Annotated in this window: 16 protein-coding genes; 12 read left to right on the forward strand and 4 right to left on the reverse strand. The window is 75.3% G+C overall.

Features of this window, described 5'->3' with window-relative positions; genetic code table 11:
- The first annotated feature begins 79 nt into the window (after window positions 1-79).
- The 6 genes from AB0442_RS08545 to AB0442_RS08570 all read left to right on the forward strand — a co-directional run bounded on the left by AB0442_RS08545 (window position 80) and on the right by AB0442_RS08570 (window position 4,879).
- Entirely contained in the window at window positions 80-442 is a 363-nt protein-coding gene (locus tag AB0442_RS08545; protein ID WP_366161611.1) for an STAS domain-containing protein, read from the forward strand.
- 19 nt (window positions 443-461) lie between these two features.
- Window positions 462-836, forward strand: coding sequence for an ACT domain-containing protein (locus AB0442_RS08550; RefSeq protein WP_366161612.1), 375 nt, complete (start codon window positions 462-464; stop codon window positions 834-836).
- 147 nt (window positions 837-983) lie between these two features.
- Window positions 984-1,922, forward strand: a complete 939-nt coding sequence (locus AB0442_RS08555; protein ID WP_366161613.1) for an ATP-binding cassette domain-containing protein — start codon at window positions 984-986, stop codon at window positions 1,920-1,922.
- Window positions 1,919-2,767, forward strand: coding sequence for an ABC transporter permease (locus tag AB0442_RS08560; RefSeq protein ID WP_366161614.1), 849 nt, complete (start codon window positions 1,919-1,921; stop codon window positions 2,765-2,767). Before AB0442_RS08555 ends, AB0442_RS08560 begins: the two co-directional genes overlap by 4 nt.
- A 127-nt stretch (window positions 2,768-2,894) precedes the next feature.
- Window positions 2,895-4,208 carry a histidine kinase gene (locus AB0442_RS08565; protein WP_366161667.1) on the forward strand — a complete coding sequence of 438 codons (1,314 nt, stop codon included), beginning with the start codon at window positions 2,895-2,897 and terminating at the stop codon, window positions 4,206-4,208.
- The gene (locus AB0442_RS08570) at window positions 4,205-4,879 is read left to right on the forward strand and encodes a response regulator transcription factor (protein WP_366161616.1); all 675 of its coding nucleotides are present in this window, start codon (window positions 4,205-4,207) and stop codon (window positions 4,877-4,879) included. The genes AB0442_RS08565 and AB0442_RS08570 overlap by 4 nt, the downstream gene beginning before the upstream one ends.
- Before the next feature lie 80 nt (window positions 4,880-4,959).
- Here the strand turns inward: AB0442_RS08570 and AB0442_RS08575 are convergent, their stop codons facing one another.
- The 4 genes from AB0442_RS08575 to AB0442_RS08590 are packed head-to-tail and all read right to left on the reverse strand — an operon-like array spanning window position 4,960 to window position 6,891.
- Window positions 4,960-5,739, reverse strand: a complete 780-nt coding sequence (locus AB0442_RS08575) for a VOC family protein (RefSeq protein WP_366161617.1) — start codon at window positions 5,737-5,739, stop codon at window positions 4,960-4,962.
- Window positions 5,685-6,284 carry a hypothetical protein gene (locus AB0442_RS08580; protein ID WP_366161618.1) on the reverse strand — a complete coding sequence of 200 codons (600 nt, stop codon included), beginning with the start codon at window positions 6,282-6,284 and terminating at the stop codon, window positions 5,685-5,687. Before AB0442_RS08580 ends, AB0442_RS08575 begins: the two co-directional genes overlap by 55 nt.
- Window positions 6,248-6,484, reverse strand: coding sequence for a hypothetical protein (locus AB0442_RS08585; protein ID WP_366161619.1), 237 nt, complete (start codon window positions 6,482-6,484; stop codon window positions 6,248-6,250). Before AB0442_RS08585 ends, AB0442_RS08580 begins: the two co-directional genes overlap by 37 nt.
- On the reverse strand, window positions 6,481-6,891 hold the full coding sequence (locus tag AB0442_RS08590) for a hypothetical protein (protein WP_366161620.1): 411 nt from the start codon (window positions 6,889-6,891) through the stop codon (window positions 6,481-6,483). The genes AB0442_RS08585 and AB0442_RS08590 overlap by 4 nt, the downstream gene beginning before the upstream one ends.
- 340 nt (window positions 6,892-7,231) lie before the next feature.
- On the opposite strand from AB0442_RS08590, the gene AB0442_RS08595 reads away from it, so the two are divergent.
- The 6 genes from AB0442_RS08595 to AB0442_RS08620 form a co-directional block, all read left to right on the forward strand.
- A complete protein-coding gene (locus tag AB0442_RS08595) occupies window positions 7,232-8,065 on the forward strand; it encodes a PIG-L family deacetylase (RefSeq protein ID WP_366161621.1) in 834 nt (277 codons plus the stop codon).
- A gap of 336 nt (window positions 8,066-8,401) precedes the next feature.
- The gene (locus tag AB0442_RS08600; RefSeq protein ID WP_366161623.1) at window positions 8,402-8,971 is read left to right on the forward strand and encodes a GNAT family N-acetyltransferase; all 570 of its coding nucleotides are present in this window, start codon (window positions 8,402-8,404) and stop codon (window positions 8,969-8,971) included.
- 88 nt (window positions 8,972-9,059) lie between these two features.
- Window positions 9,060-11,342 (forward strand): hypothetical protein, encoded by a 2,283-nt coding sequence (locus AB0442_RS08605; RefSeq protein WP_366161625.1) that lies wholly within the window; start codon window positions 9,060-9,062, stop codon window positions 11,340-11,342.
- A gap of 133 nt (window positions 11,343-11,475) precedes the next feature.
- Window positions 11,476-12,255, forward strand: coding sequence for a hypothetical protein (locus AB0442_RS08610; protein ID WP_366161626.1), 780 nt, complete (start codon window positions 11,476-11,478; stop codon window positions 12,253-12,255).
- A gap of 146 nt (window positions 12,256-12,401) precedes the next feature.
- Complete coding sequence (locus AB0442_RS08615; RefSeq protein WP_366161627.1) at window positions 12,402-14,657, forward strand: hypothetical protein; 2,256 nt, start codon at window positions 12,402-12,404, stop codon at window positions 14,655-14,657.
- Window positions 14,658-14,810: 153 nt separating this feature from the next.
- Window positions 14,811-15,071, forward strand: a 261-nt coding sequence (locus AB0442_RS08620; protein ID WP_366161629.1) for a hypothetical protein, incomplete at its 3' end; no start/stop codon positions are given.

The raw sequence follows: 15,071 nt of genomic DNA on the forward strand, positions 1-15,071 counted from the left end.
ACACGGTCGGGGGCGGGGTAGAAGGCTGGAGGAAGTCCCAGCGCAAGCGCTCCGGCGGCCCCGAGCCGAAGGACGGTCCATGACCGCGCTCCTGCACACCACCCACATCGCCGGCGCAGCACCCGGTACCGACCTGCTGCGTCTGCGCGGCGAGGCCGACCAGGACACCGCCGCCGACCTCCAGCACGCCTTCGACCACGCGCTGCGGAGCCTGCCCACGCCCCACGTGCTGCTCGTCGACTGCCGCGGACTCACCTTCTGCACCTCGACCGGCCTGAACGCCGTCCTCAAGGCCCGGCGCCTCGCCCTGCGCCAGGGCACCGTGCTGCGCCTGACGGGTGTCACCGACCAGCTGCGCCGGCTGCTGCGCATCACCGAGGTCGACACCGTCCTGGACATCCAGGACTCCCCCACCGCCGACGGCGCGCCGGGCACCGTCTGAGCTCCGGCATCCTGCTCGGATGGAGTCCGCCGTGTCCCAGCAGTTGCGTGTCCTGCCCGGGGAGTTCGTCGTCGAGCACCTGGGCGACGGCGCCCCGCCGCCCGACGGCGCGTGGCTCTCCCTGGTCCGGACGCCGGAGGGCCTGACCGTCGTCCGCCCGTCGCGGCCCGGGGAGGGCCCCGGCGCGGAACGCTGGTCCGCGCTGTACGGCGGTGACACCGCCCACGCGGTCGACGTGCCGGGCATGCTCGCCGCGCTGCTGGCGCCGCTGGCCGCCGCCGGCGTCCCGGTGTTCGTGGCGTCGACCTTCCACGCCGATGTCGTCCTGGTGCCGACCGGCTCCGTGGCCGCGGCACGGGCCGTCCTCCGGGCGGCGGGCCACACCGTCGTCTGACCCGGCGGGCCGGGCCCGCGTGGTACCGCGGTACTACGCCGCGGCCGATGATCACCCCCGGGTACCACGGTTCGCGGCGTCGTCGAACCTAGCGTTGCGGGTGAGGCGGTCGGAACGTTCCGGCCCGCGACGACGTAGGGGTGACCGATGATCGAGGCGCACCGGCTGACGAAGCGGTACGGGGAGAAGACGGCGGTCGACGGGCTGGACTTCACCGTCCGTCCGGGTACGGTCACCGGTTTCCTCGGGCCGAACGGCGCGGGCAAGTCCACCACGATGCGGATGATCGTCGGTCTGGACGCTCCCACCAGCGGGTCGGTCCGGGTCAACGGCCGCCGCTACGCGCAGCACGCCGCCCCGTTGCAGGAGGTCGGCGCGCTGCTGGAGGCGAAGTCGATCCACCCGGGCCGGTCGGCGTTCAACCACCTGATGGCGCTGGCGCACACCCACGGCATTCCGCGCAGCCGGGTCGACGAGGTCATCGGCCTCACCGGTCTGCAGTCGGTCGCCAAGCGGCGCGCGGGGGCGTTCTCCCTCGGCATGGGCCAGCGGCTGGGCATCGCGGCGGCGCTGCTGGGCGATCCGGCGACCGTGATGCTGGACGAGCCGGTGAACGGTCTCGACCCGGAGGGCGTGCTGTGGATCCGCAACCTCCTGTCCGGCCTCGCCGCCGAGGGCCGCACCGTCTTCGTGTCCTCGCACCTGATGAGCGAGGTCGCGCTGGTCGCCGACCACCTGATCGTCGTCGGGCGCGGCCGGCTGCTCGCCGACACCACCGTGCAGGAGCTCGTCCGGCAGGCCGGCGGGGACGTGGTGAAGGTCGCCACCGCCGACCCCGCCCGGCTGCGGGAGGTCCTCGCCGGGCCCGGTGTCGAGATCACCTGGCAGGCCGGCTCCGAGGAGCTGCTGGTCTCCGGGGCGACGGCGCGCGCCATCGGCCTGAAGGCCGCCGAGCACGGCATCGCCCTGTTCGAGCTGGCCACCCGGACCGTCTCCCTGGAGGAGGCCTTCATGGACCTGACCCGGGACGCCGTGGAGTACCACGGCTCCACCACCGGCATCGAATCCGAGGAGCGTGCCGCATGAGCACCGTCGCACCGAACCGGGCCCCGGCGGCCACCGCCGAGCGGCCGGCCCGTCCCGGCTACGGGGTGACCGGAGCGCGTGTCCTGCGCTCGGAGTGGGCGAAGACGTGGTCGCTGCGCTCGACCTGGATCACCCTGGGCCTCGGCCTGTTCTTCCTGGTGGCGTTCGGCCTGATCGCCGCGTACCAGTTCAGGTCGCGGATCACCTCGGGCCGGCCGATGGACCGGGACTTCGCCTCCGCCTCCGCGCTCAGCCTGTCGCTGTTCGGCACGAACTTCGCGCAGCTGGCCCTCGGCGTCCTCGGTGTCCTGGTCGCCGCCGGCGAGTACTCGACCGGCATGATCCGCTCCACCCTGGCCGCGGTGCCGCGCCGCCTGCCCGTCCTGTGGTCGAAGGCCGTGGTGTTCGGTGCGGTCGCGCTGCTCGTCGGTACCGCCGGGGTGTTCGCCGCCTTCGTCGTCGACAGCCGCATCGTCTCGGGCACCCGTGCCGCGATGGTCCTGTCGGACGCCGGCGTGGTGCGCGGCCTGTTCGGTGCGGGTCTCTACCTCGGGCTGGTCGGGGTGATCGGTGTCGCCCTGGGTGTGCTGCTGCGGTCGGTGGCGGGCGGCATCTCGGTGCTGGTGGCGTCGCTGATGCTCGTCCCGGGCCTGGTGTCGCTGCTGCCGGGTTCGTGGCAGGACGACATCGCGCCCTACCTGCCGAGCCACGCCGGCGAGGCGATGTTCACCCTGCACCACGACGCTTCGACGCTGTCGCCGACGGCCGGCCTGGTGGTCTTCGTCGTGTGGACGGTCGCGGCACTGGCCGGCGCGGCCGTCCGCCTGGTGCGCAGCGACGCCTGAGACCCTGCGCGCGTCGCGGTGCCCGGCGGTGTCCGGGCACCGCGGCGGCCGTCCCGCCCATCATGGACAGGTGAGATCCGTGAACCACCAGGAGAGCGCCGCTCCCGGCCCGGCCGTGCCGGAGGCCGTGGGTGGCGACCCGCTGTCCGGGCACCCGTTCTTCGTCCGCCTCGCCCGGGCCGGGCAGCGCCTGCGGGAGGTGGACCGCCGCCACCCGTGGATCCTGGACACCGCGGTGGTGGCCGTCGTGTTCCTGGTGTTCTGCCTCCCGGACCTGGTGCACGGCGACGGCGGCCGGGGTCCGCGTGAGCACCGGATCGTCTTCACCGAGCTGCCGGTGCCGGCGATGCTCGCGCTGCAGGTGGGGCTGGTGCTGCCGCTGCTGTGGCGCCGGCGCCGGCCGACGGCCGCGTTCGCCGTGGTGATGGCGGTGTTCGTGCTGCAGTGGTCGATCGGCACGGCACTGCGCGCGGACGTGGCGCTGCTGGTGGCGCTGTACTCGCTGGCGCTGCACGGGCGGCTGCGGGACCTGGCGTGGGCGTGCGCCGCGGTGACGCTCGGCATGGCGGTGGTCGCGGTGCGGGTGTCGTCCGCGGTGTCGGTGTGGGACGGTCTGTTCTTCCTGTTCGCCGCGGTGACCGCGGCGGTCGCGCTGGGCATCGCGGTGCGGGTCCGGCGGGCGCAGCTGGCCGGCCTGCGGGAGCGGGCGGCCCGGTTGGAGGTGGAGCGGGACCAGCGCAGCCGGCTGGCGGCGGCGACCGAGCGCACCCGGGTGGCGCGGGAGATGCACGACATCGTCGGCCACAACCTGTCGGTGATCATCACGCTGGCGGACGGCGGCGCGTACGCGGCCGAGGCGTCGCCGGAGCGCGGCCGGGAGGCCCTGGTGCTGATCGGGGACGCCGGCCGGCAGGCGTTGGGCGAGCTGCGGCGGATGCTCGGGGTGCTGCGCGAGCGGGGCGGCGGCGGCCCGGAGCTGGCTCCGCAGCCTGGCATCACCGACATCGACGGGTTGTGTGCGCGGATGCGGGCGGCCGGGCCGCGGATCGCCTACCGTTCCGAGGGTGAGCTGGACGGGCTGGACCGCGGGGTCCAGTTGATGGCGTACCGCATCGTCCAGGAGGCGCTGACGAATTCGCTCAAGCACGCGGGGCGCGAGACGCGGGCGCGGGTGACGGTGGCGGTCGACGGGGACCGGCTGCGGGTGCGGGTCGACGACAGCGGCCCGCCGGGCGGCGCCGCCGGGCCGCGGCCGGGTGGCGAGGGCCACGGGATCGCGGGGATGCGGGAGCGGGCCGCGCTGTACGGTGGCACGGTCGTGGCGGGTCCTGCGGGAGGTGGGTGGTCGGTGGTGGCCGATCTCGACCTGTCGCCGGTCCCGGACGCTGCGGGGCTCCTCGGCGGTGCGGGGCTCCCCGGCGGTGCGGGTGGTCCGGCGTGACGACGGTGCTGATCGTGGACGACCAGCCGTTGCAGCGGTACGGCTTCCGGATGCTGTTGGAGAGCCGGCCGGACACCGCGGTGGTCGGCGAGGCCGGGCACGGGGCGGAGGCGGTGCGGCTCGCCGCGGAGCTGCGTCCGGACGTGGTGCTGATGGACGTCCGGATGCCGGGGATGGACGGCATCGAGGCGACGCGGCTGATCGTCGCCGCGGGCGGGCGGTCGCGGGTGCTCGTGCTGACGACCTTCGACCTCGACGAGTACGCGCACGCCGCGCTGCGTGCGGGGGCGAGCGGTTTCCTGCTGAAGGACGCCCGCCCGGAGGAACTGCTGGCGGGGATCCGGGCGGTGGCCGAGGGGGATGCCGTCGTGGCGCCGGCGGTGACGCGGCGCCTGCTCGACGCCTACGCCCACCGGCTGCCGGGCCGGCCGCCGGACGCGGCCGAGCAGGAGCCGCGGCTGGCGGCACTGACGGACCGGGAGCGGGAGATCCTGGTGGCGGTCGGGCGGGGCTGGACGAACGGGGAGATCGCGCAGCGCCTGGTGCTGTCGGAGTCGACGGTGAAGACGCACGTCGGCCGGGTACTGGCGAAGATCGGTGCCCGGGACCGCGTCCGGGCCGTCATCTTCGCGTACGACACGGGGCTGACCCGGCCGAACCCGCCGGCCTGACCGGTGTCCCCGGGCGGCCACGCGGGCCGGCCCGCCCGGGGAGCGGGCGGGCCGGCGGTGGCGTCGGTGCACGCCGGGGCCTACAGCGGCTGCGGTTTGATCACGGCGAAGGGCGCGCCCTGCGGGTCGGCGACCACCGCCATCCGGCCGGCCGTCATGTCGAACGGCGGGGCCAGCACGGTGCCGCCCCGCTTGACCAGGGCGTCCACGGTGGAGTCGACGTCGTCGACCGCGAAGTAGGCCAGCCAGTGCGCGGGGGTGCCGGGCGGGTCGTCGGCGAGCAGGGTGACGCCGCCGACGGCGCGGCCGCCCACCCGCAGCTCCCAGTAGGAGTCGGCGCCGTCCATCGGCTCGATCTCGATGCCGAACGCCTCGCCGTAGAAGGCCGTGGCCGCCGGGACGTCGCTGGTGTGCAGTTCGTTCCAGACGAGTGCACCGGCCTCGCCGGTGACCCGGGCGCCGGAGAACTCGCCGGGCTGCCAGACGCCGAACACCGCACCCTGCGGGTCGGCGGCGATCAGCATCCGGCCGAGGTCGCCGACGTCCATCGCAGGGACGAGCAGGGTGCCGCCCGCGGCGACGATCGCGTCCTGGGTGGCCTGCGCGTCGGTGCTGGCCAGGTAGCTCGTCCACACGGTCGGCGGTTCCGGCATGCCCTCGGGTGCCATCGCCGGGCCGATGCCGGCCACGGCCCGGCCGTTGAGCTCGCAGACCGCGTATCCGCCGAACTCGGCCGGTCCGGGCGTGCCCTGCCAGCCGAGCAGGTCGCGGTAGAAGTCCAGCGCGGCCTGCTGGTCCTTGGCCATCAGGTCGACCCAGCACGGGGTGCCGGTCGGGTACGGGGTGGTGACGTCGGGCACGTTCGCTCCTTCGAACGGGGGCTCTCTCCCACCCACCCTGTCGTCACCGAACGGAGCCGGCCGTGTGCGACACGCAGTCGCGGGTGGAGCTTTCCCGCACCGGCCCGGGCCGCGGCCGCCGCCCCTCCCCCGGTGTCGTCGGTCACGAGCGCTCCCGCCGCCGGGCCGTGCAGTTCCTGCTGCCACGGCGCCTCGCAGAGCAGGTCCAGGCCGTGCCGCAGGTGGCGCCGGTAGGTGCCGTACGGGAGGCCGGGACGGCGGGCGGCGGCCTCCCGGGTGGGTGCGCCGGAGAAGTACCCGGCGGTCAGCGCCTCCCGGGCGCGGGCCCCGCGCGGGTCGCGGGCGAGGTCGTCGACGGCGGCGAGCAGCATGGCCGGGTCCCGGCGGACCTGCGCCAGTTGCCCGGGATGGTCGATCAGGTGCTTGAAGAGCAGGGCGAGCGTCTTGTCGGCGGGTTCGACGGCGGCGAGCAGCACGTTGACGACCAGGGCGGTGACCTCGCGGGTGCTCATGGCGATGCCGTCGAACTCGGCCGTGCACAGCATCGACACCAGGTCGTCGCCGGGGGGCGGCGGCGTTCCACGACGGGGGCGAGGTGGGCCTCCAACTGCTCGGCGCAGTCGAGGCAGTGGCGGCGGCGCTCGGGGGTGAGGACCAGGCCGGTGACGAACTCGGTCACCCCGCCCAGCCAGTGGGCGACCTGCTGCCAGTCCTCCTTGTCGAGGCCCAGGACGTCCAGCGTCACGCGGACGGCGAACGGCTTGCCGAAGTCGTTGACGAGGTCGATCCGCCCGCGGGGAGGAAGGGCGCGACCAGCTCGGCCGCGTTGGCACGGACCGCGCGGATCTGCTCCTGCAGGGCGGGCCCCGTGAACGCGCGGACGACGATTCCGCGCTTGGCGGTGTGTTCCGCCCCGGTCATCCGGGCGAGCACCCGGCCGCGCATCACGGGCTCGGCGCGCACCTGGAGCGTCTCGGTGCTGAACGTCTCGTGGTCGCCCAGCACACGTCGGACGTCCTGGTGGCGGGAGAGGAAGTAGCCGTCCACGGCGGGCTCGTGGTGCACCGGCGCGCGGTCCCGCAGCCAGCCGTAGTACCGGTGGGGCGCTGCGGCGAAGCCCTCGGACAGGATGCTGAAACGGCGATCGACCACGGGTGGGGGGACCTCTCACGAAGACGGCACGGCGGAAGCCGGAGCGGCGGGGCCCACCCGACCTGCGGCGCCGTGCGCCGTGCGCCGTGCGCCGTGCGCCGTGCAACGAGGCTGCGGGCAGCCGTGGGTCGGCCTGCCGGGTCGACCGCCCGGCGGCACGACGCCGACTGAGAATGTGTGGGGGGGACCATAGCCTGAGGATCTGTCGGGTTCACGCCACCGACTCTCCCCCGAGGACGCGGCCGGCCCCGGGCGCGGGCGGTCGCCGGATATTGTGCGCGGTCGCCAGCCCGCCTGCCGCAGACTGGGGCCGGAGCAGATCCCGAACTGGAGGACGATCATGGTTGAACGGCCGTTGACGCTGATGGCGGTGCACGCGCATCCCGACGACGAGGCCACCGGGACGGGCGGCGTGCTCGCGCGGTACGCCGCGGAGGGCATCCGCACGGTGCTCGTCACGTGTACGGACGGCGGTTGCGGTGACGGGCCGGGGGGCGTCAAGCCGGGCGATCCCGGGCACGATCCGGCCGCCGTGGCCGCGATGCGCCGCGAGGAGCTCCGGGCGAGCTGCGAGGTCCTGGGGATCGGCCACCTGGAGCTGTTGGAGTACGCGGACTCCGGGATGATGGGCTGGGCGGCCAACGACGCGCCCGGCTCGTTCTGGCGGACGCCGGTGGAGGAGGGCGCCGCCCGCCTCGCCGAACTGCTGAAGCAGTACAAGCCCGACGTGGTCGTGACCTACGACGAGAACGGGTTCTACGGCCACCCCGACCACATCCAGGCGAACCGCATCACGATGGCGGCGCTGGAGATGACCGGGATGACGCCCAAGGTGTACTGGACGACGGCTCCGCGCTCGCAGATGCAGCGGTTCGGCGAGGTCATGCGGGAGTTCGGCGGCGACTGGGAGGAGCCGGACCCGGCGGAGGCCGCCGCCCTGGCCGAGATCGGCCTGCCCGACGAGGAGATCACCACCTGGGTGGACACCACCGCGTTCGGCGACCGGAAGTTCGACGCGCTGGCCGCGCACGCCAGTCAGGGCGAGAACATCTTCTTCCTGAAGATGGGCAAGGAGCGGTTCACCGAGCTCATGGGCACGGAGACCTTCGTGCGGGTGCAGGACACCACGGGTGCGGCCGTGCCCGAGAACGACCTCTTCGCCGGACTTCGCTGACCGACGGCGCCGCCGGACTTCGCCGGTCGATCGCTGGTCGACGGCGCCGCCGGACGGTGCCGCGCGGGCGTCGCCGTGGCCGGACCTGCAGGAGCGGGTCCGGCCACGGCCGTTCCCGGCCCGTGTGCGGCGGCCCGGTCCGGGGCCCGGCCGCGGACCGGCTGAGCGGTCGCGAACCGGTCGTGTACCGCCCAGGCCGTTCGGCGGGGGTCACCCCTCCGTTCGGCGGGAGGGGCGGCCCGCCGGTCGGCGGGTGGCGTTTCGGCCGATCGGCGGATGCCCGAGGTTTCGGCAGGATGATCGTATGATTGGGCAGAGCGGCAAGGAGGTCTGACGGTGCGTCGCCTGAGCTCCTTGCCCGTACCCGAACTGGCGGACGGCACGGTGGTGCTCCGCCGGCCCGAGGCCGCGGACGCCGCGACCGTCCTCGCCGGCACCCGCGACCCGCTGGTCCGCGAGTTCATGCAGGGGGTGATCCCCCATCAGGACCTCGACGCGGCCGCGCGCTGGCTCGCCGACATCCCGGCGCGCCTCTGGGCGCTGGACCGGGCGGCGTACTTCACTGTGGCATCCGTCACGGAGGGCCGCGCCGTGGGCTGGGCCGAACTCGTCGATCTGCGACCCGAAGAGGGTGCCGCGGAGGCGGCGGTCTGGCTGTTGCCCGAGGCACGGAGCCTCAGGACGGCCACCTCCGCGCTGCGCCTGCTCTGCCGGTTCGGCTTCGAGCAGCTCGGCCTGGGCCGGATTGACGCGTACGCTGCGGCAGATAACATGCCTGTTCAGGTGGTTGGTGCCTACATCGGATTCCGCCGCGCCGGATTCCGGCCCGGACTGTTCCGCAGTTCGCGGACGCAGGCGCTGCACGACGCCGTACACGCGACGCTCACACCCGAGGACCTGTGCTGACATCTTTCTGACGTAGCGTCAGGCAAACGGGGCGTTCCGCATGGCACGCACGAGGACGGGCTGGCCCGTCGAGAGGGAGGGGACCCTGATGTCGGGGGGAGCTGTTTCGCCGTCCACGGAGACGGCACCCGGGGGAGGTTCGGAGCTGCTGCGGCTCACCGCGCCCGCCGAGGGCCCGGCGGGCGGCCGGATCGACCTCGCGGTCGAGGCGACCGGGGAGTTCCGGGTCGAGCGCGTCGCGGCCGGCGCCCGCGCGTTCAGAAGCGGTCGCGTCGACCGGGTCTTCCTGACACGGGTCGTGAAAGCGCTCTCATCCGCCGCACCGGGAAACGCCCAGGTCACCGCCGGTGCCGACGCCGGGTCGACACCCGCGCGTCGCCTGTTCGCCACCGGAATGCCGTCCGGCGTCGACGCCGTCTGGGACGACGCCGCTGGCGTCCCCGTCCCCGGCATCGCCCGCGCGCTGGAGGTACTGGCGGCCCAGGTCCTCGACCCCGCCGCCGCCGGCCTGCTGCCCTCCTCCCTCGTCCAGCTCGACCAGCCGGAACCCGACCCCGCCGAGCCGACCGCCGGCACCGGCCGGCCCGCCGCCGCCGTCGGATCCGTCGGCGGCCGCCCGGCCTACGCACTCGCCAGGCCCGGTGAGGGCTTCGGACTCACCGCGCTCGAGGACGGCACCGAACTCGGCGGGTCCGGCACCGACGCCGGCGTCCTGCCCACCGCGGTGGCCCTCGGTCCGGCCGACGGCCGCGAGCTGTTCGCGGTCGGCGGCGAGGACGGCTCCGTCCAGGTCTGGGACGCCGTCAGCGGCGAACTGCTGCACGGCACGGCCGGCGGCGAGGGCGCCCAGGCGGTCGCCGCCGCCACCGTGCACGGCGTCCCGCTCGCCTTCTCCGCCGGACGGGCCGGCGAGATCCGCGCCTGGCGCACCGCGGACGGCCGTGGCCTCGGCCTGCTGCCCGTGGCCGGAGCCGGCGCCGCCGCGCTCTGCCACGCCCGCTGCGCCGACCTGGACCTGCTCGCCGCCGGCAGCACCGACGGCCTCGTCCGGGTCTGGGACACCGCCACCGGCGAACAGCTCCACCTGCTGGTCGGCCACACCGACCGGATCACCGCACTCGCCGTCCTCACCCTCGGCAACCAGGCCGTGCTCGCCTCCGCCGGCGCCGACGCGACCGTCCGCCTGTGGGACCTCGCCACCGGGCAGCCCGTCGCCGTCCTCACCGGCCACTCCGCCTCGGTCACCGGCCTGGCCTTCCTGCAGCCGGACGGCGACCCGCTGCTCGCCTCCTGCGCCCTCGACGGCACCCTGCGGCTGTGGGACGTCTACACCGGCACCGCCGTCGGCGGCCGCCCCGCCCGCCAGGGCTGGCTCACCGCGCTCGCCGCGCTGCACCTCGACGGCCGCCAGGTGCTCGCCGTCGGCGACGAACACGGCGCCGTGACGCTGTGGGACCCGACCGGCTTCACCCGGCTCACCGAACTCGCGGCGGGCGGCGGCCACCCCGTCAACGCGCTGACCGTCCTCGCGGCGGACGGCCCGCCCCGGCTGGCCGCCGGCCACGGCGACGGCACCGTCCGGCTGCTGGACCCGGCCGGCGGCCCCGGCCCCTGGACGGCCGCCGCCGACGGCGGCCCGGTCACCTCGCTCGCCGTGTGCCCCGCGGACGACGGGCCGGTCCTGGTCTGCGGCACCGCCTCGGGCGCCGTCCGCTGCCTCGACGCCCGGACCGGCACCGAGCTGCCGCTGCCCACCCCGCACACCGGGGCCGTGACCGGCCTCGCCTTCTGCCCGCCCGTCGGCGACGCACCGGCACTGCTGGTCTCCGCCGGAGAGGACGGGACGGTCCGGGTGCGCGACGCGCTCGCCGGCGCCCAGCTGCGCCGCTTCACCGCCGACCGCGACGGCGTCACCGCCCTCGCAGCCGGCGAGGTGGCGGGCCACCAGGTCGTCGCCACCGGCGGCCCGGCCGGCCGGGTCGGGCTGTGGGACGCCGCGCTCGGCCTCCCGCTGCTCGAACTCGCGGGCACGGCCGGCCCGGTGGAGGTCCTCGCCTTCGGCCGGGTGGGCGGCCGCGAGGTGCTGGCCGCCGGCGGCGCCGACGGCGTCCTGAGGATCTGGAACGCCGACGACGGCACCGCGGTCGGCGAGTTCGCCGGCGGCGGCGCCGCGGTGCGCAGCGTCACCCTGCAGGACCTCGACGGCGAGGCCCTGCTGGCCTGCGGCGACCAGCAGGCGGTGCTGCGGCTGTGGCACGTCACCAGCGGAGCGCTGCTCAACGAGGCGGAGGTGGACCGGGTCCCGCTCGCGATCGCGTTCGGCGACACGGGCCTGTACACGGTCGGCCCGGACGGCGCGACCGCTCTCTGAGCGGCACGCCGACGGTCACGACCGATCGACCGAAGGGCCGGCCCGCCGTGCGACGGGCCGGCCCACCGGCGGCACGCCAGTGCGGCCGGCACAGACAGGCGAGAGCCTGGCGGAACTGGGGTGGGGGTACATCATGAGCGGTTCGTCGTCCTTCAAGATCGACCTGGAAGAGGTGGAGGCGGCCACCAAGGCGATCCGGGCCATGCTCGACGACCTCGAGGCGCCGACGGCGCGGCTGGAGGCGGTGATCAACCAGATCAAGCCGACGGCCTACGGCAGCGAGGCCGTCGGCAAGTCGCTGACCGGCGGCACCTCCTCGGTCGGCGGGCTCCCCGAGCACCAGAAGCAGGTCTTCGACGGGGTCAAGGCCTACCTGCAGAACTCGGCGCAGATGGCCGCCAACCTCGAACTCATGGTGCAGCGCTACCGGGAGACCGAGGCGACCCAGACCGCCGAGCTCACCCGGCTGAACGGCGGCCGCGGCGCCGAGGCCGGCACCCTCGCATCACCGGTCTCCACCACCCCGCTGTCGACCGTCCCGGGCACCCCGGCGTCACCGCTCACCGCGGTCGACGGGATCCCGGCCACCGAGCCGCTGCGCGCCGTCGACGGCGTACCGGTCTCCGAACCGCACCGTGCGACGATCGGCCTACCGCTCTCCGAGCCGCTGCGCGCCGTCGACGGCATACCGGCCACCGAACCGCTGCGCGCCGTCGACGGCATACCGGCCACCGAACCGCTGCGCGCCGTCGACGGCATCAGGCCCCCCGAGCCGGTCACGCTGCCGACGCACCACACCCCCGAACCCGCCTTCCACACCCCCGACGCCCCCGACCTCTCGTACAACTCGCACGCGGACGACGACGTGGACCCGCCGCCGCTGCACGGCGGGGGACGCAACATGCTCATCTGAGCCTGCCGTTCCGGACGCGCAGCCCCGGCGCCGATCCGCCTGACGCATCGTCACATGTCCAAGAACATCGAGTCCGAGCGGGCGTCCCCCGCCGACTCGGGTCCCCAGTCCCAGGCCAGCCGGCCAGCCCAAGAGAGCGACTCGTCATGATCGTGCTGCCGCCCGACCTCGCCGAAGTGCTGAAGGTCGTCCAGAGCAACGAACACGGATCCGGTGTCGTCTTCCCCGACGCGAACGAAGACCTACTGGCGGAACTCGCCGACGCCTGGGAGGCGTGGACCGCCGCCGCCGAACCCGCCATCCGCACCATCGTCGCCAACGCCAACCGCGCCATGGCCAACATGTCCGGCGCCGCGGCCGAGAGCTTCCAGGGCTACCTGCACAAGTACGCCGGCAGCGACCAGTCGCACGCGGCGACCACCCTCGACGCCGGTGCCGCGATGGCCCAGTCGCTGCGCGGCGCGCACGAGGCCGTCAGCCAGACCAAGTCCGAGATGGTGCGCGAACTCCAGTACGCCAAGGAGTACATGGAGCAGAATCCGGCCGGGAAGCACGACGACATCGCCCAGTCCGAGGGCATCAAGACGGCCGCGGACACCTACAACACCTACGTCGGCCAGGTCGGCACCGGCATCGACACGATGCTGCGCCAGAGCGCCGGACACGTCGAGCGGATGACCAGCGCCGGACAGGTGGCGCGCCTCGGCGGATCCGGCGGGAGCGACAGCACCTCCCCCACCCGCACCACCGGCCCCAACACCGCACTCGACCCGACCAGCCTGCTGCACCCCACCGCCACCACCGGGATCGACTCGCTGGCCACCCTGCCGGGCGGCCCCGGCCCCGCGATGCCTTCCGGACCGCTCTCCGCGCCGTTCGACCCCGCCGCGGGCATGCCCTCCCCCGGCATGCCCGGCGCCGGCTTCGGCGGCGGAGCACCCGGCGACGGGTTCGGCGCGGGCGGCGCAGGCAGTGCGGGCGGCGCGGCCGCGTACAAGCCCCAACTCAGCGCACTGAAGCCCTTCCAGCCGCCGGCACCCGTCCCCTTCTCGGGCAGCCTCGGTGGTGGCGGCGGCTCGGCCGGCGGCGCCGGCGGCGCACCCGTCTTCTCGCCGCTGACCCCCCGTCTCGGCCTCGCCGGTCTCACCGACCTGCCCGGCTCCTCCGGCTCCCTCGGTGGTGCGGGCGGCAGCGGCGGCTCGGGCACCCTCGCACCGTGGAACCCCCCGACCCCGGGCGGCCCCGCGATCGGAGGGCCGGGCGGAGCGATCGGCGGGCTGCCACTCGGCGGCATCGGCGGGCTCGGCGGCCGTGTCGGCGGCGCCACCGGGGGAACGCGTTCCACCGCGGGCGCCTTCAAGCCGCTGACCCCCGGCGGCGTCGGTGGTTTCGGAGGCGGCCCGGGCGGCACCCGCGGCCTCGGCGGCGTCGGCGGTGCCGGTGGCCTCGGCGGAGGTGCGGCCGGAGGCCGCGGTCTCGGCGGCGGCGGTGGTGTCGGCGCACTGGGCGCAGGCGCCTCCGCGAAGGGGTACGCCACCCGGGCCGGACTCGGCGCCGGCGGCCTCGGCGGGGCGGAGGGCGGCCTGCGGGCCGGCGGCACCGGTGCCGCCGGGTACGGCCGCTCCGAGGCCGGCTCCACCGGCACCGGCCGCGGCACCGGCCCCGCCGGCATGGCCGGGGCCCACGCCCCGGGCGGCATGGGCGGCGCCGGCGGCCGCGGCGAGAAGCGCGGCGGCAACCGGTTCGTCCGCCCGACCCGCTTCGGCTGCGAGGGGCCGGAGGACGAGGACGAGACGCTGCTCGGCGACCGCGGCATCACCGGCCAGGCCGTCCGGCACGAGGAGGGCGACCGCCACTGGGAGCGGATGCGGCGCCGCTGGCTCGACTCCGCCCGCACCGAGGGCCCGGCCCCCCAGGCCCCGGCCGCCGCGGGCGCGGAGACTCCGGCGGAACAGAACACCCTGCTCAACCAGCTGACCACCGCCCTGCTCGGTCCCGAAGCGGGCACGGACGGCGCCGCCACCGACACGGCCACGGGCTCCGACAACGGCAGCGGTGGCGGCAGTGGTGAGGGCGGGTCCGCGGCGTCCGGCGGCGAGCGGCCGGCGCACGGCTCCCGGGACGAGGGCACCGGCACGTCCTCCTCGCCGGACGAGGACTACCTCGACCGCGCCCGGTCCGTCGCCGCTCGCCGCGGCCGCCCGGACGACGACACCCCGGCGGCCTCCGCCGCCACCGGCACGGGGTCGGGAGCCGACGGCGCAGACAAGCCCGCCGAGCGAGCCCCGCTCCGTCAGGAGGGCGGCTACCAGGTACCGAGCCCGTTCCTGCGGGCCGCACTCGCCCGCCTCGCCACCTCCGGCGGCGCGGACGGTGCCGCCCCGGGCGGTGCGGCCTCGTAACCGACCTGCCGTCGTACGACCGCCGCACACCCCGCAGCCTTCCCACCGCCGTCCGCCCGCTCCCACGAGCGGGCGGACGGCCGGCACGAACTGGACGAACCCATGGATGAGCAGACAGGCGCAGAACAGGCTCACGCCGTACTGCGCGAAACCGTGAGCAGCCCCCGCCTTCAGGAAGCCGCGCTGCAGCCGACCGAGGCATGGGAGGTCGCCGAGCCCACCGCCCGTCTGCAGCCCATGGAGCGCGGCGTCCCCTTGGCCGAACCCACCGCCCGCCTGCAGCCGATGGAGTCCGTCCACCTCGCCGAACCCACCGCGCGTCTGCAGCCCATGGAGCGCGGCGTCCCCTTGGCCGAACCCACCGCCCGCCTGCAGCCGATGGAGTCCGTCCACCTCGCCGAACCCACCGCGCGT

The organism is Kitasatospora sp. NPDC085895, assembly GCF_040702125.1.
GTDB lineage: Bacteria > Actinomycetota > Actinomycetes > Streptomycetales > Streptomycetaceae > Kitasatospora > Kitasatospora arboriphila.

Bases quoted from the DNA above. Each gene is read 5' to 3' on its own strand.
- AB0442_RS08595 (WP_366161621.1), top strand. From the start codon at position 7,232: ATGGTTGAACGGCCGTTGACGCTGATGGCGGTGCACGCGCATCCCGAC.
- AB0442_RS08580 (WP_366161618.1), bottom strand. From the start codon at position 6,284: ATGCTGTGCACGGCCGAGTTCGACGGCATCGCCATGAGCACCCGCGAG.
- AB0442_RS08545 (WP_366161611.1), top strand. From the start codon at position 80: ATGACCGCGCTCCTGCACACCACCCACATCGCCGGCGCAGCACCCGGT.
- AB0442_RS08560 (WP_366161614.1), top strand. From the start codon at position 1,919: ATGAGCACCGTCGCACCGAACCGGGCCCCGGCGGCCACCGCCGAGCGG.
- AB0442_RS08615 (WP_366161627.1), top strand. From the start codon at position 12,402: ATGATCGTGCTGCCGCCCGACCTCGCCGAAGTGCTGAAGGTCGTCCAG.
- AB0442_RS08550 (WP_366161612.1), top strand. From the start codon at position 462: ATGGAGTCCGCCGTGTCCCAGCAGTTGCGTGTCCTGCCCGGGGAGTTC.
- AB0442_RS08610 (WP_366161626.1), top strand. From the start codon at position 11,476: ATGAGCGGTTCGTCGTCCTTCAAGATCGACCTGGAAGAGGTGGAGGCG.
- AB0442_RS08605 (WP_366161625.1), top strand. From the start codon at position 9,060: ATGTCGGGGGGAGCTGTTTCGCCGTCCACGGAGACGGCACCCGGGGGA.
- AB0442_RS08555 (WP_366161613.1), top strand. From the start codon at position 984: ATGATCGAGGCGCACCGGCTGACGAAGCGGTACGGGGAGAAGACGGCG.